Source organism: Rosettibacter firmus, assembly GCF_036860695.1.
GTDB classification, from domain to species: Bacteria; Bacteroidota; Ignavibacteria; order Ignavibacteriales; family Melioribacteraceae; genus Rosettibacter; species Rosettibacter firmus.
Genome location: NZ_JAYKGJ010000002.1, coordinates 479,429 through 498,916, shown reverse-complemented (window position 1 = coordinate 498,916; position 19,488 = coordinate 479,429). Strand labels below are relative to the sequence as shown.

General features: G+C 28.1%; 16 protein-coding genes. 1 reads left to right on the top strand and 15 read right to left on the bottom strand.

Features of this window, described 5'->3' with window-relative positions:
* Nucleotides 1-20 precede the first annotated feature (20 nt).
* The 9 genes from VJY38_RS09015 to VJY38_RS08975 form a co-directional block, all read right to left on the bottom strand.
* The gene (locus tag VJY38_RS09015; RefSeq protein ID WP_353680626.1) at nucleotides 21-323 is read right to left on the bottom strand and encodes a transposase; all 303 of its coding nucleotides are present in this window, start codon (nucleotides 321-323) and stop codon (nucleotides 21-23) included.
* Nucleotides 324-342: 19 nt separating this feature from the next.
* Entirely contained in the window at nucleotides 343-648 is a 306-nt protein-coding gene (locus VJY38_RS09010; RefSeq protein ID WP_353680362.1) for a hypothetical protein, read from the bottom strand.
* 153 nt (nucleotides 649-801) lie between these two features.
* Nucleotides 802-957: a hypothetical protein gene (locus VJY38_RS09005; protein ID WP_353680361.1), complete on the bottom strand. Its 156-nt coding sequence runs from the start codon at nucleotides 955-957 to the stop codon at nucleotides 802-804.
* A 70-nt stretch (nucleotides 958-1,027) separates the two neighbouring features.
* A complete protein-coding gene (locus VJY38_RS09000; RefSeq protein ID WP_353680360.1) occupies nucleotides 1,028-1,264 on the bottom strand; it encodes a hypothetical protein in 237 nt (78 codons plus the stop codon).
* A gap of 203 nt (nucleotides 1,265-1,467) precedes the next feature.
* On the bottom strand, nucleotides 1,468-2,610 hold the full coding sequence (wecB, locus tag VJY38_RS08995) for a non-hydrolyzing UDP-N-acetylglucosamine 2-epimerase (RefSeq protein ID WP_353680359.1): 1,143 nt from the start codon (nucleotides 2,608-2,610) through the stop codon (nucleotides 1,468-1,470).
* Between the two features lie 29 nt (nucleotides 2,611-2,639).
* Entirely contained in the window at nucleotides 2,640-3,764 is a 1,125-nt protein-coding gene (locus VJY38_RS08990; protein ID WP_353680358.1) for a polysaccharide biosynthesis C-terminal domain-containing protein, read from the bottom strand.
* A gap of 45 nt (nucleotides 3,765-3,809) precedes the next feature.
* Nucleotides 3,810-4,853: a polysaccharide biosynthesis protein gene (locus VJY38_RS08985; RefSeq protein ID WP_353680357.1), complete on the bottom strand. Its 1,044-nt coding sequence runs from the start codon at nucleotides 4,851-4,853 to the stop codon at nucleotides 3,810-3,812.
* A gap of 193 nt (nucleotides 4,854-5,046) precedes the next feature.
* On the bottom strand, nucleotides 5,047-5,121 hold the full coding sequence (locus VJY38_RS08980) for an NAD-dependent epimerase/dehydratase family protein (protein ID WP_353680625.1): 75 nt from the start codon (nucleotides 5,119-5,121) through the stop codon (nucleotides 5,047-5,049).
* Between the two features lie 338 nt (nucleotides 5,122-5,459).
* Nucleotides 5,460-5,801 (bottom strand): four helix bundle protein, encoded by a 342-nt coding sequence (locus tag VJY38_RS08975; protein ID WP_353680356.1) that lies wholly within the window; start codon nucleotides 5,799-5,801, stop codon nucleotides 5,460-5,462.
* A 922-nt stretch (nucleotides 5,802-6,723) separates the two neighbouring features.
* Between VJY38_RS08975 and VJY38_RS08970 the strand changes: the two genes are divergently transcribed.
* Nucleotides 6,724-7,416, top strand: a complete 693-nt coding sequence (locus VJY38_RS08970; RefSeq protein ID WP_353680355.1) for a hypothetical protein — start codon at nucleotides 6,724-6,726, stop codon at nucleotides 7,414-7,416.
* 572 nt (nucleotides 7,417-7,988) lie between these two features.
* On the opposite strand, the gene VJY38_RS08965 is transcribed toward VJY38_RS08970, so the two are convergent.
* From VJY38_RS08965 to VJY38_RS08940, 6 genes are all read right to left on the bottom strand, one after another.
* A complete protein-coding gene (locus VJY38_RS08965; RefSeq protein WP_353680354.1) occupies nucleotides 7,989-8,735 on the bottom strand; it encodes a hypothetical protein in 747 nt (248 codons plus the stop codon).
* A gap of 1,045 nt (nucleotides 8,736-9,780) precedes the next feature.
* Entirely contained in the window at nucleotides 9,781-11,106 is a 1,326-nt protein-coding gene (locus VJY38_RS08960; protein ID WP_353680353.1) for an MFS transporter, read from the bottom strand.
* Between the two features lie 168 nt (nucleotides 11,107-11,274).
* A complete protein-coding gene (locus tag VJY38_RS08955) occupies nucleotides 11,275-12,738 on the bottom strand; it encodes an aminoacyl-histidine dipeptidase (RefSeq protein WP_353680352.1) in 1,464 nt (487 codons plus the stop codon).
* Between the two features lie 2 nt (nucleotides 12,739-12,740).
* Complete coding sequence (locus VJY38_RS08950; protein ID WP_353680351.1) at nucleotides 12,741-13,112, bottom strand: PqqD family protein; 372 nt, start codon at nucleotides 13,110-13,112, stop codon at nucleotides 12,741-12,743.
* Between the two features lie 237 nt (nucleotides 13,113-13,349).
* A complete protein-coding gene (locus tag VJY38_RS08945) occupies nucleotides 13,350-18,749 on the bottom strand; it encodes a C25 family cysteine peptidase (RefSeq protein WP_353680350.1) in 5,400 nt (1,799 codons plus the stop codon).
* Nucleotides 18,703-19,488: a WecB/TagA/CpsF family glycosyltransferase gene (locus VJY38_RS08940; RefSeq protein WP_353680349.1), complete on the bottom strand. Its 786-nt coding sequence runs from the start codon at nucleotides 19,486-19,488 to the stop codon at nucleotides 18,703-18,705. Before VJY38_RS08940 ends, VJY38_RS08945 begins: the two co-directional genes overlap by 47 nt.

Genomic DNA, 19,488 nt, shown 5'->3' with positions numbered 1-19,488 from the left:
CAAACTCTTAGATATGCATTTTAGAATATTTTGATGTTTCTTAAAGGTGCTGATATTCTGAGTATAATGTATCTTGCTTGTAAAACTAATTTCCCAGTCAATTTTATTAGTTGATATCTTATGGATCTTATTGTCTTACTTCTAAATTCAGGCGGCAATGCAAATATCTTCAATAACTCGATTATGTTATATGCCATAAGACCAATTGTGAAATACAAAATATTGGTATTAAATTGTCCGCAGGGCAAATGGTCTAAATTAATTTGATGCTTAAGTTCACCTATCCTTTTCTCCATACCTCCACGCTTCTGATGAAATTTTATTACTTCATACGATGTATATTTATCTTTTGGTAAGTTTTGTCCCTATTACCCAATAATGATAATTATCAAACAAATTCATTTGCGCTCCACGAAACTTTCGCTTTACTACAAGTCTCAACTTCCTTTTTTTATTACCAAAATAATATTCTGTCTCCCCTACTTCGTATCCTTCTCTTATTCCATATTCATCTAAGGCTTTCTCCCAACTTATTTCAGGAATTGATCTTACAGCTTCCAAAACCGACATTGTCTGATCTGATGTAATTGTAAAATAAAGTCCTTCCTCAATTGCGTAATCTACAAGTTTTTTATTCCATCGTGCCAAATCTATTCTAAAATACTTTATCTTTGTATTTACCCTTCTGCACTTCTCTATAAACTCAACCAGTCCTGATTGTGGTTAAATATTTCCTTGACGAAAATCACTATTTACTACCATTCCACTCTCACTCATTATCCCAATCAATGGCTGATAACCTCAAACCTTTTTATAACTCCACTCTGCATCTCCTTTGTCTGCTTCAATTATGTTTGTGTCTATATCCAATATCTTGCCAGGATTTTCAATCAATCTAAAAAGCAATTTATTCATTTCCCACAATGCCCCCTCTGTGTATTTACTTCTAACTCTCATTAACTAATCCTCTATGGCATCACTGGTAGGTAATTTCATATCCCTTAAAAACTCTTGAAATGCTTCTACGCTATGAAGATGATTTACATCTTCCAAGTGAATTGCTCCATCTATAAAATATATATACAAGTGTCATCACATAATTACTACTCCTTATCCCTCGATTGCTACCAGGTTTGGGAAATCTTTTATCGATCTCTTCTCGTATCTTAACTCTTCTTACTAACTCTTCTATTATTGGTAAACCAATTCTGTTACTCAGTCGTTCTTCACTACGTTGTATTTTTATAGGTTCTATTGGCTTCATTGACATCCTTTTTTTGGCAATTTAAAATTTTTCACCTATTAGGTGAAAAATTTATAGAAAAAAAATTCTATAATAGACGTCATTATTATTTGGTTTTTGTCCCCCTATTTCGGATTTAAGGTAAAAAAATTCCCACATACATACGCTTCTTATATACAAAGAAATTTAATATACTTTAACATATTTATGCTCGCTTTATACTCTTAATTAATCGAATTCCACTTATTACTTAATTTTGCCGTTCCTATAATAAGTTTAGCCACTCTTAATGAAGTATTTTCAACTTTATAATCATTTGTAAATTCTTTTTTAAAGCCTCTATTTTTTTCATATAAAACAAGCTTAATTGAATCTATTATATTATCTTCATTTAATCCTGTAAGTATAATTGAACCTGTATCTAATCCTTCCGGTCTTTCCATAGAATTTCTAACAGTTATTGCAGGAAAATCTAGTATTGAAGATTCTTCATTTATTGTACCGCTATCCGATATAACACATAAAGCATTTTTTTGAAGTTTAACATAATCAAAAAATCCAAAGGGTTTAAGGAATTCAATTTTCGAATCAATTTTTATATTATTCAAAGCTTCTATTCTTTTTCTTGTTCTTGGATGGGTTGATACAATCACTTTTCTTTCGAACAAATAGGTAATTTTATTTAATGTGTTGAGTAATATAATAAGATTATCTTTATTATCAACATTTTCTTCCCTATGAATACTCACAAGAAAATATTCCTTTTCTTTTAAATTTAGCCTATCTAATACATCGGACATTTCAATTTTTGGTAAATAATATTTTAATACTTCATTTAACGGAGATCCAGTTAAATAAATTCTCCTATGAGGTAAACCCTCACTTAAAAGGTGTCTACGTGCATGCTCGGTATAGACTAAATTAAAATCTGCAATGTGGTCAATGATTCTTCTATTAATCTCCTCTGGAACATTAAAATCAAAACATCTATTACCAGCTTCCATGTGATAAATTGGTATATGCATCCTTTTTGCCATATATGCAGATAGACAAGAATTTGTATCCCCAAGGACAAGTAATGCATCCGGCTTCTCTTTTTTCAGGATTTCTTCACTTTTTTTAAAAATATCACCTATTGTAGCACCTAAAGAGCTCACATCAGCGTTCATAAAATAATCTGGTTTTCTTATTTCAAGTTCACGAAAGAATATTTCATTCAATTCATAATCATAATTTTGCCCAGTATGAACAAGAATGTGATTTACAGTTTCATCTAAAAGTGCTATAACTCGTGAAAGTCTTATAACCTCAGGTCTAGTACCGACGACTGTCATTACTTTTAATTTACTTTTCTCTTTTATTAACATTAAATAACCAATTTTTTTAAATTAATTTTTTAAACTGGTTCAAAATAAGTATCAGGATCTGTTACATTATAAAATTCATTAATCCAAAATACTGTATATAATTCTTCTTCACCAATATTAATCAAATTATGAGTATACCATATAGGCATATCAACAAAACCAGGATTACCATTCTCAATAGTAAATTCAATTATATCATTTGTGTTATATTTTCTTATCTGGATTTTTGCTTTTCCCTTTATTACGGAAAACCTCTCTATTTTTCTTGTATGAAAATGATTACCTCTCGTAACACCAGGTTTGGTTGTTGAAAAAGATATTTGCCCTTTTATTTTGGATTTAACAAGTTCACTGAAGATTCCTCTTTCATCACTATGTGTTTTATAAAATACCGGGAAAAAATTTAAATAATTGATATAACTTCTAAATGTGTTAAATAAATTAATATCAAAATGATTTATTAATTCTGGTATAATTTTATTTTCTATATAGTCATAATAATATATTTCCAATAATTTCAATATTTTTGACACTTTTGAAGAATAAGTAGAAGGTACGTAATATTCTTCAATGAGTTGATCTCTATAATTAATTACGACTTTATGGATTTCATCACACAATTCCTGAACATAAATTAAATTTAATTCTTTATCATTTATAATATTTGGTTCTTCTCCAACTATTAATTGATGCGAAAATGTGGACACAACAGAGTTATAATATGGCTTCCCAAATGGTCCAAATACATTTGGAATAACCAATCCAGTAAAACCATACCCTAATTTTTTCGCCCATTCTATAAATATTTTCCGCCCCATTTTTTTTGATAATCCATAAGGATTATCTAATTTTTCCTGCGTTGATGATGAAAAAATAATATGTGGCCTACTACTACTTTTACTAATTGCTGATATAAGTTTTTCAACCAGTTCTATATTAACTTTAATTATCTCATTTTCATTATGATGCCTATTGAGAGCAGCTAAGTGTATAATAACATCGCAATTTGAAACAAATTCAATTAATTTATTCTCATCATTAAAAATGATATTTTCAAAAGGAATTAATTTATATTCATTTCTGAATAATGATAAGTAATTATACAGGTGACTACCTATAAATCCATTTTGGCCAGTAATTCCAATTTTTATCATAAAAGTAAGAAGTTTTTATTTTTCATCTAAAACTAATAATAGCTATTATGGCTCATAAATGGGTTCTAATTTCTCACCTAATACATCTTCTTTAATAAATCTTAATTTCATTAATAGTTCTTTAGTTTCCTCAATATTTAGTCTGTATGTATTGTTTGAAGTATAATCTTCAGAAAATCTAAATTTATTTTCTCCTTCTGTAAAAAATTTATTATAATTTAGATCGCGTACATCAGCAGGTATTCTGAAAAATTTACCTAAATCCTCTGCCTTTGCCATCTCTTCTCTATTGACGAGAGTTTCATGAATCTTTTCACCATGTCTTACACCTATTATCTTAATCTCATTTTTAGCGTTATATAGTTCCAGTAAAGCTTTAGCTATAGTTTCAATTGTAGCTGCAGGTGCTTTTTGTATAAAAATATCCCCTGGTTTACCATTTTCAAAAGCAAATAAAACTAAATCAACAGCCTCTTCAAGTGTCATCATAAATCTAGTCATTTGGGGTTCAGTAATTGTTATTGGTTTCCCTGCTTTTATCTGTTCAACGAATAATGGTATCACAGAACCTCTCGAAGCCATTACGTTTCCATAGCGAGTTCCAACTATTAATGTCTTATTTCCATTTTTATCAAATTCCCTCGACTTCGCAACCAAAACTTTTTCTGCAAGTGCTTTAGTCATTCCCATTGCATTTATTGGATAAACAGCTTTGTCTGTGCTTAGTACAACAACTTTCTTTACCAAATGTTCTATTGCTGAATCTAATACATTTTGCGTACCTATAACATTTGTATAAACTGCTTGCACAGGAAAAAACTCACAGGAGGGAACCTGTTTAAGAGCCGCTGCATGAAAAACATAATCCGCTCCTCTCATTGCTTCATCAACTGCTCTTTTATCTCTTACATCACCAACGAAATATTTAATCTTGTTATTTTTATAAAACTGTCTCATATCATCTTGCTTTTTTTCATCGCGGCTAAAAATTCTTATTTCTTTTATATCTGTATTTAAAAATCTTCTTAAGACTGCATTCCCGAATGATCCCGTTCCACCAGTTATCAGTAAAATTTTATTGGAAAACATTTTTTGACTCCAACAATTTTAAATTATTTACGTGAATAATTCACTTGAAGAAATTTACTTTATCTTTTGTTATATTAAATTATTTTTTGTTAGCCTATTTACTTAAAAAAATTGACTTGTTATTATTAAAATGCACTTTTATAATTTATATTATTATTTTTGTTAATTTAATTTACCCAGGTATGCCAATCTTTCATCCTAAATCCAGTAAATGGTCTATTAAATTACTTCCTATAAATCCTGCCCCGCCTGTTACAAGTATTTTCATATAATAAGTTTTTTAATTATGAGATCCTCGAAATTGCACGAATATTGTGTTATCAAATTTATGCTGGTAATTTGCTTGTATTTGTAGTTAATAATTTCTAAACTTCCTTTAATTCATCTAATAATACCCCTATTATTTTCCCACTCCCGCGATAATGTAAGCACACAGTTATAATTATACATAACAACATTTTGCACATATAGGTACTCAATAATTAAATACATGTTAAGAATTATAAGTGATAATTATAAATTATAAATGATAAATGATAAGTGGTAAATTGTAAAGGATAAATTGTAAATGTTAAGAATTTTAATCAATTACTAATAACTATATATTTATTTCTTGTTTTTCGAGTTAATTGCACCGAGAATATTTTTTAGTTCAATCGATTCATTAATTAAAAATTTTAATTCATTATCAATAGCGGTAATTTCCATTAAAATTCGTAACCAATAATTAGCTTCTCTTATTTCTTTCAATGTAATATTTATCTTATTAAAGAAATCAGGTTTTGAAATGGAACTTTGAGCTTCTTCATAATTAGCATCCTCTGAAGTAGAAGATTTTATTAATTGATTTTTAATGATGTCATATTCTTTACCTCTTGGTAATTTGCGGCTGTACTTGATTATCCTCACAGCAAAATCAAATAATCTTTGGCCTAATCCTTTGTCCATAATTTATAATTGCTAATTTATAATTTATAATTTATAATTTTTAATTTCTATTAAAGCCAAAGTAAAGTTAGTACAGAATTATATCTTTGCATAACAACATTCTGTTTCTGTAAATAAAAATCTCTTTTGCACCTGTAATCCTCACTAAACCAGGTGTGGGCTGGGATTAAATCGGGACAAGTTTGTGTTTCTTTACCCTCAAAATAATTGTAAACAGTAGATTCTTTTATTTTATTCAACCACTAAGTACCACCAAGGATAATATTAAGAATTCAAAGAGTCTCTAAAATTATAAAAATCTTATAAATCCTTTCTCAATTATATTCTACTTTTTTATCAGAACTTCTAAAATTCTATAACCGACCTATTATCTTATTCACTATGGTTATTATTAGAATTTCCTTATTCCCTCTCAATTTATAAATCTAAAACTAAATGAAATTTTTTTTCATTTAATTCACTAAATATTACCAAAAAAAATTTCTTCGCTTCCAGTTTTTTTCATTTAGAGCACTATATATTATTAAAAAAATTTCAATTATCTCAAGTTTTTTTTGATTTAAATCACTAAATATTAAAAGCAACATATATAAACCGTTGTATTATATTATATATAAAAATACTTGGTTTTGTAAATGATTGAATATTTAGTAAAAATAATGTCAAATATTTTATGGCTCCCGGCTATATATTATTTAATTCTCGATATATTCTCGTTTATCTTTCGTTTATCTCTCGTTTTAAATTCGATTGTCTCTCGCTCAATAGCGAGAGATAGGTTAATTTTTGCAAACTTTAACGAGATTAAAATTCGTGCTCCCCCCATTAATGTATATAAAAAATACTTAATATCTATAATTATTTAAAATAATACAATTAATTAAAATAATAGAATTAATTAAAAAAAATAGCGGAGGTATAAATGGCAAAACTAAATAAACAATTCTTTGGTTTTATCCAAGGAACATTCGGAAAAGCTGTTTTCAAACAGCGTAATGGTAAAAATTTCATTACTCAGAAACCTGAATCGTATACTCCACCTAATTCTGAAGACTACAAAAAACGCATTTATAAATTTTCCTGTTCTGCTAAAATCAGTTCTTTAATAAACTCAAATCTTGAACTGAAGGAAATCTGGACAAGCCATAAACCTAATAACTTAAGTACTTTTAACTATTTAATGTCTACATTTTGTAATTATACTGATAATAATTCAGTTATAAATGAACTCATTATTGTTCCTGATTCGAATATTGGAGTGAGACTTGATTCTGTTACTATTGCTAATGATAAGCTGAATATTAAACTTCTACCATTAACAGAAACATCATTGATAAATCCAGATGTTGAAAAATTTGGGAAAATTATTTCTCTATTATTATTAACAAATAGTACTACAGAAACTATTCCCCAATTTGATGTTTCTTTAATGAGTTCTAATTCAGTTATAATTAATCTTGATAATCCACTCAACTTTGAAACTCTTATTCCTACAACTATCCAACAAAAGTTGAGTAATTATCAGGATAAGAAATTATTCTCAACATTACTTACTTACGATGAGAATAATTCTCTGATTAATTATTCCAGTACTTTTTATAGTCAACTCAGCTAATTCCTCTTACTTTAAAAGGGGTTGCACAAAAGGCAACCTCTATATTGAAACCGCAGAGCTCGCAAAGGATAAAAGCTTAGTAAGCTTAGCGTCCTCTGCGGTTAAACTATATTAAAACCGCTAAGGACGCTAAGTTTATTAAAGAAATACATGGTTAACAAAAACAGACAAGTGTTAGGAATATAAAAAATGCCCTCGTTCCCGAGTATCTTAACCCTCCTAATAAGTTTTGATTAGTGTAAAATTAATTTTGAATAGTGCTCCGCTTAGTCAGTTACATCTGACTATTTTATGAAAATAAAATCTAATGAGGTAAAATACTTTAGCATATCCAAAAACTCTGTGGATTAGCTAAAAATTTTACCGTAACGCATAATCCACATCATTCGAAAATTTCAGAATCTGGAATCTATCTGGTAGTAAGCCCTTTCTATCTGCCCTTTATATATACAAATATCTAATTTTTTTTATAAAAAATCAATCTACTTGAAAATTTTTACTAAAATATAATTTGTTACAAGAAATAAATTTTTATACCATCTGTTTATTTGTAATATTATTTCAGAAAATATTTAAAGCGGGAATCCAACATTCAACTGTAGAGTTGCAGAGAATTTACTTTTATTAACTGGATAATTTTTTGAATCCTGTACAGGTATCACAATGTTTTTATTATCATCATAAAATTTTTCAATTAAATAAAATGAATAGCCAGCTGTTGCTTCGATACTAACATAATCCGGTATTAAGTGAACTATTATTCCAGAACCTACAAAGTAACCAATCCTGACTTTATCTGTTGTTAATTTATTTTCATTCAGAATATTATTATTAACATCAAGTTCTTCTGTACTGAATTCTGGATTCATAAATGTAACATGTCCTTCTAATAATTTAAAATCAAGAAGTGAAAAAATCGGGAATCCTAAGTCCAATCCCACTCCCCAGTGATTCATTGATAATTCATATTTATAATTTCTTTCTCCATTAATATCAGTATAAATTTGTCGATTATGTGATTCTTTAAGGAATTGATAATATCCTTTGGCTGTAATAAATACTTTAGAAAATTTTGCTCTAAATATATTTGCACCAACTCGATAGCCAGTAGCTTTTTTAAAATTAAAATCTGTGTGTAAATCAGGATTATTAATACTTTCAGGGAAAAGATATTCTGTAATTCCTTTTGATTCATATTCCTGTTGTGTAATACCTGCATAGAAACCACTTAATCCAAGGCATCCAAATCCAAATGTTTGTGGGTATAGATTTATTTTGAATAAAATTAATGTTAATATTATTAACAATATTTTTCGCATAGATTTTTTATTTTTTTCGAAGTTAATTTAATAGTTCTTTTAAAAGTAATTATTTATTTCTTTTTATTCTAATTCAAGTTAAGAATTTAAGATTTTTGAATCATCGAAGTACATGAGATTCTTCGGTTACTTCGCTTAAATTAAATGTCTTCATTATTTTTACTGTCATTCTGAATCCCACTTCTAGTAGGATGAAAAATCTCAGTTTTCATTTTATTTTTTTATTAATTCCTTCGTCTCGACTCTGTCGGACTCAGGATGACTTCGTCAACTTATCACATCATTTTATCAGCATTACCATGTCATTCTGAACGGAGTGAAGAATCTCAGATTCTTCGGTCGTTTCACTCCCTCAGAATGACAGTGTTGGTTTTACATTGTCATTCTGAATCCCGCTTTAGCGGGATGAAGAATCTCTTACTATATTATTTCATTATAACTTCGTTAATTCTTATAATGACTTCGTTAGATTCTTCGTCCGACTCTGTCAGACTCAGAATGACAGTTTAAGTTGAACAAAACATTGATTCTTCATTTTGCTTTTTATATGACTCATCATGACTTCTTTGTTTTACTATGTCATTCTGATTCCGCTTCAAGCGAAAAGAATCTCAGATTCTTCGGTCGTTTCACTCCCTCAGAATGACTTCGCAAGTACTCGTCTGTCATCCTGAACGGAGTGAAGGATCTCAGATTCTTCAGTCATCCGACTTCGTCGAGATTACCTCAGAATCATAATATTGGAGTCTTCGGTAACTTCGTTCCATGATGACTTCGTTAGATTCTTCGTCCGACTCTGTCAGACTCAGAATGACAATTTAGGTTGAACAAAACATTGATTCTTCATTTTGCTTTTTATATGACTCATCATGACTTCTTTGTTTTATTATGTCATTCTGAATACTGCATAAAGCGGATGAAGAATAAAAGTATTATTATCTCAAAGAACTTAATTTTGCATATTCTTTTATTAAAATATTATCTTAAAAAATTATTCTATAATCAAATTACAAAAAAGAATTAAAGAATAGAAAATATGAATATATTATTTATCAAGTTTCTTATCACTTTTACCAAGTAAATAAGCAAAGAGCAAACCAAAAAATCCAAGTGTTGAAAAAATCCACATACCTAAGTTATAACCAGCTGGATTTTGCGCACTTGCATTCGAGATATCATTCGCAAAGCCAATTATTAAATTGAAAGAAAATAAACCAATATTCTGTATCATAGTCATTAATCCATATGCAGTACCAAGTTTAGCATTATCAACAATCAATGCAACAGATGGCCACATTACAGCAGGTACAAGTGAAAATGCAATTCCCATTATAGACATTGGTATCATTAAATAAATCGGTATTGATGCATGTATATCAAAGAAATTAATGTTAATGTTTATAAAATCACTTTCTGTCATTATATCAGGTTTACCAACTTTATACGCCATCATTAAATAAACTGGAATTATCATTAATGATCCAATCATCATCAATAAAGAGCGTTTTCCAATTTTATCAACAAGTAATCCAAATAAAGGTGTAAATATCATAGCAGCTAATGTTAACATGCTTGATAAATTTCCACCAACTTCTCGAGATGTGTTATGTGCATCCTGAAAAAATTTTATAGCAAAAGTTTGAAACGGAAACATCGCAGAGTAAAATGTAACACAAAGTGCAGTTATATACCAGAAAGATTTTGGAAAAGTAAATACTTCTTTTAAAACAACTTTTTCCTGTGAACCTTCTTCCGGTAAAGTGAATTTTTTTGTTCCGAGAGTATCAAGAAAATAATAAATTAGAATTGTTATTAATGCAAATACTCCAGCACCAACTGTAATAAGTAAAGGTGATTGCCAGTAATTATATAAACTTTTTCCCCAGGTTGGAGAGTTAAGTGCAAGAAAAGAGCCGAGTCGTGCAACTGTTAAATTCAATCCAAATGCTAATGATAATTCTTTTCCTTTAAACCATCTCGCAATTATTGTAGTAATTGCAACTATCATCGATTCTGCACCCAGGCCAAATATTAGTCGTCCAGTAGCCATTACAATCAAATTACCTGTAAGTGCAGTAATAATTGATCCAATCATTATCAAACAAGTAAATATTAAAACGGAAAGACGTGTTCCAATTTTATCAATTATAATTCCACCAATAAGAACCATTATTATATTCGGGAAGCTATAAATTCCCTGTAGTAAACCAATGTCTGCATCTGTAAACTTTAGTTGTTTTACTAATAAATCAGCAAGTGGACTTATACTATCATAAATGTAATAATTGCCAAACATTGCAAGACTAATAAAAAGAAGAATCGTCCAGCGATATAAAAATGTTGGTTGTGGTTTAGATATTGATTGGGTCATATTTTTCTCTTTATGATATTTTTTATGACTATATTGCTTCGTTGTAATTAATCATAATTTCCCTTTGTGTTCCTTAGTGAAGGTACTTCGTGAACTTTGTGGTTAGTTTTTAACCACTAAGAGCACTAAGTTCACTAAGTTTTAACTACCAGCAGACAAAGTTCATTTTTATACTTCTTCGGGTATATTTTTTAATACATTTACTAATGTATTCCAGAATTTTTCTACGGTGCTTATTTGTACTCTTTCATCAGGTGAATGTGCACCAATAATCGTTGGACCAAATGAAATCATATCCATCTCTGGAAATTTCTCTTTTATAATTCCACATTCCAGACCAGCATGAATTGCTTTTACATGTGGTTCACTTCCATATAAATTTTTATATACATCCTTCATCAAATGCAAAATTGGTGAATTGACATCAGGTTTCCATCCAGGATAACTATCTTTTTGCTGAACTTCTGCTTTTGCTAAATTAAATACAGATGCAATTGCATTGGAAATATCACGTTTCTCTGATTCAACTGAACTTCTTTGACTTGTTACTACTTCTACTGTTTTCCCTTTAGTTGTAACAACAGCCAGATTAGACGATGTTTCAACCAGTCCTTCAATATCAGCACTCATTTTAATAACACCATTTGGAATTCCATATAATGCATTAATTAAATTAGTTGCACTTACCTTATCCATTACCTTAGAACGATTTTTAAATTCTGATACTTCTACACTTAAATTTGGTTCAACTGTTGATAATTCTGCTTTTACAATTTGATTATAATTTTCTACATAACTTTTTACTTCGTTCAAATTTTTTAATGGAACTCTAATTACTGAAAAACATTCACGTGGAATTGCATTGTGTTTACTACCACCATTGATACTAACCAATCTTATCCCGAATTTATAATTCAATTCATGAAGTAAACGTACCATCAATTTAATTGCATTCCCCCTTCCTTTATGAATATCCAAACCAGAATGTCCACCATTCAAACCTGTAATTTTTATTTCAAGTGCAGATGTATTTTTAGGAATTTCAGAAGGTTTGAAAGTAAATTTTGCAGTTGTTGATTGTCCACCTGCACAACCAATATATAAATCTCCATCTTCTTCGGAATCGAGATTAATCAGTATTTTTGAATTTAAGAATCCAGGTTTAAGTGATTGTGCACCATTTAAACCAGTCTCTTCATCAAGTGTAAATAAAGCTTCGATTGGACCGTGTTCAATATCTGTTGATTCAAGAACTGCAAGAGCAGCAGCTACTCCAATTCCATTATCAGAACCAAGTGTTGTTCCTTTTGCTTTTACCCAATCACCATCAATGTAAGGTTGAATTGGATCTTTTTCAAAATCATGCTGAACATCTGCATTTTTTTCTGCTACCATATCAAGATGTCCCTGCAATACAACTGATTTTAAATTTTCTTTACCTGGTGTAGCTTTTTTACGTATAACTATATTCCCAAATTCATCTCGTTTATATTCCAATCCATTTTTCTTAGCAACAGAAATTACATATTCTGCAACTTTCTCTTCTTTTCTCGAAGGATGTGGTCTTTTACAAATTTCTTCAAAGTGATTCCACAGAAGGGATGGTTTTAAGTGTCCTAAAATTTCACCCATGATTATTCTCCTTTTATTTCTTTAAAGGTTATTAATTTTTGTTCATACAATTGATTTAAAAATTTTGTTAATCTTTCTTCTACAGGTTGAATTTTATTCCCAAATTTTTCACTTAAATTATTTGCAATGTCAATTACTTTTTTATTACCATCAATCTCAAGCCAGGCAGCAGAACCAAGTTCATCTAATTTTAATTTAATGAAAGGAGTTTTTAATCTTGGCATAATATACTTCTTTGCAAATTCACTACTAAATTTTGGAATAAGAACTGTAACCAGATTAATCTCATTTGTTTCGTAGCTGGCTATGTGATATGGTATTAAATCAAGGTAGTTAACATATTTCAAATTCTTTTTAGAACGGAAAAAATTCATAATTTTTCTATTAATATTTTATATTAATTAAATTCTTATTGCTCACCAAAATTATAAAAATATATCTTCTTAAAAAATCTTTATCTTATTTAATTGATAAAAGTAAATTAAACTCATTTATTGTAGAAAATTGTGGTTATGGAAGGAATCTTTAAAGTAAGGATTTAGTAATTTTAATTAATTGCTCATTAATCATTAATAGTGAATTATAATCATCATTCTAACAATTATTTAAAATCATCTTACAATAGCCAGTTTTTGAATCATTGAAGAATATTTGTCTCCCCTTTTAGCTATTACTTTATAAAAATAAACTCCATTGGCTAATAAATTTCCATCTTCATCTCTTCCATCCCAGAAGATTGTATTAAGATTTGTTGATAATTCTGAATTGTAAATTCTGATTTCCTTAACTAATCTACCTGCAACAGTATAAATTCTTATTTTTAATTCATCTGGAATTTGTGTTAAGACAAATATAAAGCAGGTTTCGTTATTAAATGGATTCGGGATGTTATAAACATTCTTCATTTCTAATTCTGAAGTTACAAGAAAATATTTTTCATATACAGGCAATGAAGAAAAATCTTCAAAATTATTTTTTATAAATATTTTTAAGCTATGCTCTCCTTCATCAAACTTTTGATAAAATGAGATAATAGTTTTTTTATTTATCGCATCATATTCAATTTTGCTTCTATTTCGTAACTGATTGAATGAAATCAATTTATTATCTAAAAATATTTTTATAAGTGTAGAATCTTTTCCTGATAATTCAAGTTGTTGATTCAATTCAATTTGAATATATGCATCTGGATCAATGTAATCCCGATCTTGAATTTCCACACCATTAAACCTTACACTTATTTCAGCAAGATTCACTGAAGTAAGTGTATCTTTAAATACATAAAAAGATTTTATAAATGTGTTATTATTTTCATACAATTCTAATACATCATTATTTTTATCAACTGTAAGAGTAAAATTAAAGTTGCCATAACCATCTTCATTCTTATGTGTGTAGATATAAGATACTGGTATATAACTGAAAGGTTTTAAATTATTAATTGTATCAAGAAGAGTAATACTGGAATTATTATTTCTATTCAGTTGCAAAGTTATTCTGAAAGAATCAGTTTGAGTTTCACCCACATTATAAATTTTCGATTTAAAATTTATTTGTTCTCCCTGTTTGATTGTATCCAGACTTATAAATACAGTTTGATAATTCAAAGCCAGTTCAGGCAAATAAGAAAAATATGCAGTTAATGATTTAATAACTGGACTTTCATTTTGAGTATTCGAAATAAATTTAGAAATTAATTGTAATTCTGGATAGACTTTTGCATCTATGCTACTTATATCAATTGTATCTTTTTTAGTTGTAAAATTATTTAAAGTATCTATTTTACCATCAGACCTGATTCCTGTAATTGAGTAAATCAAATTAGAATTTTCTGGTTGTTCAGTTGAGAGTATAATTTTTTCCCATTTACCTGAATTACTAATTTCTGGAAAGATCACAAAACCCGAATCGTAATTTATCTCTTTTGAAACTTCTAATTGAGTTGCACCACTTAATTGTTTTTTATATGATTCTGGCACACTACCAGCTGGAGCTCCTTTTTTTCCAAGCATACACCAGGAATCACGATATTGTACACTATCAATATACTTACTCCCCAATTTCTTAATAGCATTTCTTGATTTTGAATTTTTACTACCAAGAATACTTTGCTGAGCATCAGCACTAATTGTCATTGCAATCAGAGTTCCATCATTCAAAGAATTAATAAAATTAACAACTGAATCCATAACTCCTGCATCTGGCACAAGAAAATATTTTACTGATACTGGCTTTAATGTAGAAGAATCAATAATTGCTGCAGCTAAACCCCAGTAAAAAGTTGTAGGAAGTTGTTCCTGATTATCATAAAGTATAGAGCCATACGAACCATCTAACCAGCCTGCTGATTTAATAATCAAAGAAATAGTTCTTTTATTTAATTTCCAGCATTTATCTTTTTCATCATAAATCGTATTGATGTATTTAAACTCTTCGCTATTAAATTTCGGATTATCAATATAAATTTTAGATTCATTCTTCATTTTAAAAAATGAATATATATCAGAAAATGAATTTGATGAGCTGTTCAATTTAAGCCTATAATAATATCTGTTGTTATCATTTAGATTATTCAGTGGGATCTTTGTAATTAATGTATCTAAAGATTTATAAATTTCGATTGGGGCAATAAAATCATAATCATCATCAATTTGTAATAATATTTCACCGTCATTGGTTGATTTTTCTAATGGATTAAGAATTTTCAAAGTATCCTGAATAACACTAAAATATTTACTCGGTACAAGTGGCATCAACGAACTCGAAGAGACTAAAAATGTTAGTTCTGCAATATTATCATCTTCATAAATTTCATTTATTTTATTATCAATATCTAATTCTACTTTTAATTTATGTTCACCTGCATAATTTTTTACTGGAATGTTGATATTAATGGAATCTTCAAATTCAGGAAGAGATATTTTAAATAATTTTTCAAAAGAGATTTTGTTATTAAAATAATCTGTAACAATAATTTTTATTGAATCATTATTAAATAAGCCATAGTTGTTAATAATTATCTTTACTGTCACAGAATCATAGTTGTCTGTAATATTTTTTGGAATAATAATTTTTGAATTATCAATAACTAAATTTGTCTTTTCTGGTAGAGCAAGATTAACTATTGGATCACCTAATAACAAGTTACAATAAGTAAACACACGATTGACATCATTAAATCCATTTTCTAATAGTTGTAGAATTTTTGTAGAAAGATGTACATAACCAATATTTTTTAATGAATCACTTAAAAACATATCATAAAAATACTTTGGAAATCTTAATGAAGTAGAAAGATAACCCCAGCTCGAATTTCCCAGATAAGCAATTGCCTGTGCATTTACAGATTGACAGACAAATAATTCACCAAAAGCATCAACATCAGGTTCAGCAAACTTTCCAGTAGAACAACCAAAATCTGTTATAAGTGAAAATCTATCTGAATATTTATTTTTAATGTGTTCTACTTCTGTTATTCCATTATCCCAGGTTCTTGTACCGCTATGACCAATATATGATATAAATAATCCGCCTTCATCAATTGCATTTTGAAATTCTTCATTTGTATAAGGTCCAAAATTTGTATTTGGATTTAGTGTTTTATAAAAATGTTTTCCAGTTCCATAAACTGGTGGTGAAAGAACAAATTTGTGATAAAGCAAATCATTTACATTTTTAATTTCATCGAGTTCTGATTGTCGTGTTGTATTACCACCACTAAAGAATAAAAATGTTTTATTGAACTTATCTTTTTTTCTTATCAAATAGTTTTTATGCTTTTGTAGATAATTGAGAACTTCATCATCATTGTTTGCAGGTATTCTTCCAACATACATCTGTGGAATTGCATTACTAATACTATCCCATATCACATACCAGATATCACTTACAGGAAAACCAAAAGATATAACAAGATTTTTCTTACGAATATCTGGAGCAGGAAAAGTAACATTTTTATAATCATAATTTGCATCACCAATTATATTCAAATAAGAAGGTTTAGGTGATTGCCAGTTATAATATGCTGCAATTAAAAAATTTCTAATTGCTTCTGCATTAATCTGTCCATATGAAAATTCATCATAAATATCTTCATCATAAATTAATTCTACTTTTACATTGTATGAATTCGTAATAAAATTTTTATACTCATTAGTGGAATTTGTTAGTGATTTATTAGTGATAATAATATAATCTGCAGCTCTCGAATTACTTCTTAGATTTATAAACTGTTTTCTGTATTTAAAAACTGGTTCGTCAACATTATCAAGTTTAGTAATAAAATATTTATCGCCGCCAGTTACTGTATCTATAATTAATAGTGTTTTATTAGTTTGTCCACTTAAAATATAATTATCAAATTTTTTTGTTACAGGATGAATTTTATAAACAAGAATTTCATCTTTTTCACTATTAATATTTTCTACTTTTATAACTCTTAATTTTTTATCTAAATTATCTGGAATAGTAATTAATAATGAATCATTAACTGCTCTATTTTTTCTTAAGTATTCAACATCAACCCAATCAATTAATGATTGATGAAATGAAACACTGGTTGGCAAGCCAGTAATTTTAATAGTATTTGTTCCATCTTTTAATTGAGATGCATTAAAGGTTGAAGAAAAATTTACTGTTTCTTTATAATTAAATGTTATTGTATCCTGTATATTAAGTGAGTTGAGACTCATTCCATATTTATGTGCATTGTACTTCAACGATGCATTATTAACAATATCTGCTGCATAACTAATTAATCTTGCAGTTACATTTAAATTAGAATTTTCCAGAACATCGTTCGCATTAAAATTAAAATTTACCGAACCTGAGTTCCCCACAACTTGCCAGGTATATAATTTATTCTCCTGCCAGAATGGTAATTGTACTCTTGGTTCTGTTGGATCATAATACCATAAGCGAGTATCTTCTTCGAGATGTAATTTTACTAAATGATAATTAATTGTATCTTCAATAAACGTGTAATTGGTCTTATCCAGTTGAATCCTTTTTCCATAATTACCATCCCAAGTAAGCCAAACAAAACTTGTATCACAATATCGATCCATATAATGAATGTAATCTTCGCCAACTTTAACTATTTTCTTGTAATCCTGATAGGAATAATTTTTTTCACAATAAAATTCGATGTAATCATTTTCATCGAACTGATAATCTTCTTCTCCTTTTATATAAACAGGAATTTCTTTACCACGCAGATAAGCTTTAATTGTAGCAGGATTAATTAAATTAGGATCGATGTTGTGAGTTATTAGATAGTCATAAGTTATTCGATATAAATTATCTTCTGCAATTGCAATCTTTATATAATTTTTAGAATAATCAATCCAGTCACTTTTATCTATCACATATTTATTAAATGAACGAAATTCTTTTGCTTCTTCATAATTCACAATTATGTTTTTTAATAATTCATCAAACTTTGAAACTGGTTCATTATTTCTGAAGTAATTCTTTTGATTATCATAAATTACTCTAATATTACATGATTTAATTATAAATAAATTATTATCTCGAAATGAATAACGATGAGTGTTAACTTGAATAATTACACAATAATATTCACGAATCCATGTATAGCCAATTATTTTAAATTCTTCTTCGGGATAAATGTCAGAGATATTTTTTTTAAGTAATTTGTTATCAATTTGAACATCAATCACATCATCATTTAAATGTTCTGCCTTTCGATTATACGATACATTAACATCTTTGAGTTGTATTATATTTTTATCAGTAATTTCAATATTTACTTTTGATTCAGGTGGGATTGCAAATATTAATGTTTTAGAAGGTAATTTGGGACTTCCATAATTTGATTCATCTTCATCAAAAATAAAATCAATTTCATTTTTTTCATTAATTATATAATCATGCTGTTTGAATTTTATATTTGCCTCGAAGCCATTTTCAATTTTCTTTATTCTAATATCTTTTGAATAACAATTAAAATGAACTATTAATAAAAATGTTATCAGAACTTGTTTGTTCATAATTAACTTGCCCTCTGGATAAATTCATTTTTATAGTGAATGATAAAACATTATAAATAAAAAATGGGATTCCAGAAATGTATCGCTCGGATAATCTTACTGGTTCATTAATTATTCTATAAAACCATTCCAGCTCTAAATTTCGTATCCACAATGGTGCCCTCTTTTTTAATCCCAGATAGTAATTAAAAAAATCACCCACACACAGATAATTTAGATGTGGTAAATATTTTCTCAAATTATAAGCTACAAATTCTTGTCTTGGCTTTCCCATTCCAATAAAAACAAACTCTGCTTTAGAATTTTTTATTTTATTAATAAGATGAATCATTTCATGCTTATTAAAAAATCCATGATAATATCCTGCCAGATAAATATTCTTTTCTCTGAACTTTTGCTCAATAAATCTTTTTTTATAATTATACCCTACTACAAATATTTTAACTTTCTTTTCTTTTAATTTTTCAATTAGATAACTGAAGTAATTAGTACTAACTATTCTATCAATATTTTTAAATATTAATTTTAATGCTAAATACATTCCAATCCCATCTTGAAATGCATAAAAACTATCTTTAATCAAAGAAAAGTATTCATTGCTTTTTACTGAATAATTAAATGCGTTGAAATCATAATATGTAATTAATAGACCTCTTTGAGAGAATAAATTATTAATTGTAAAATCGACTAATTCTTTTTTTGTCAATATTAATTTTTCAGGAAATTGAATTACATCCAT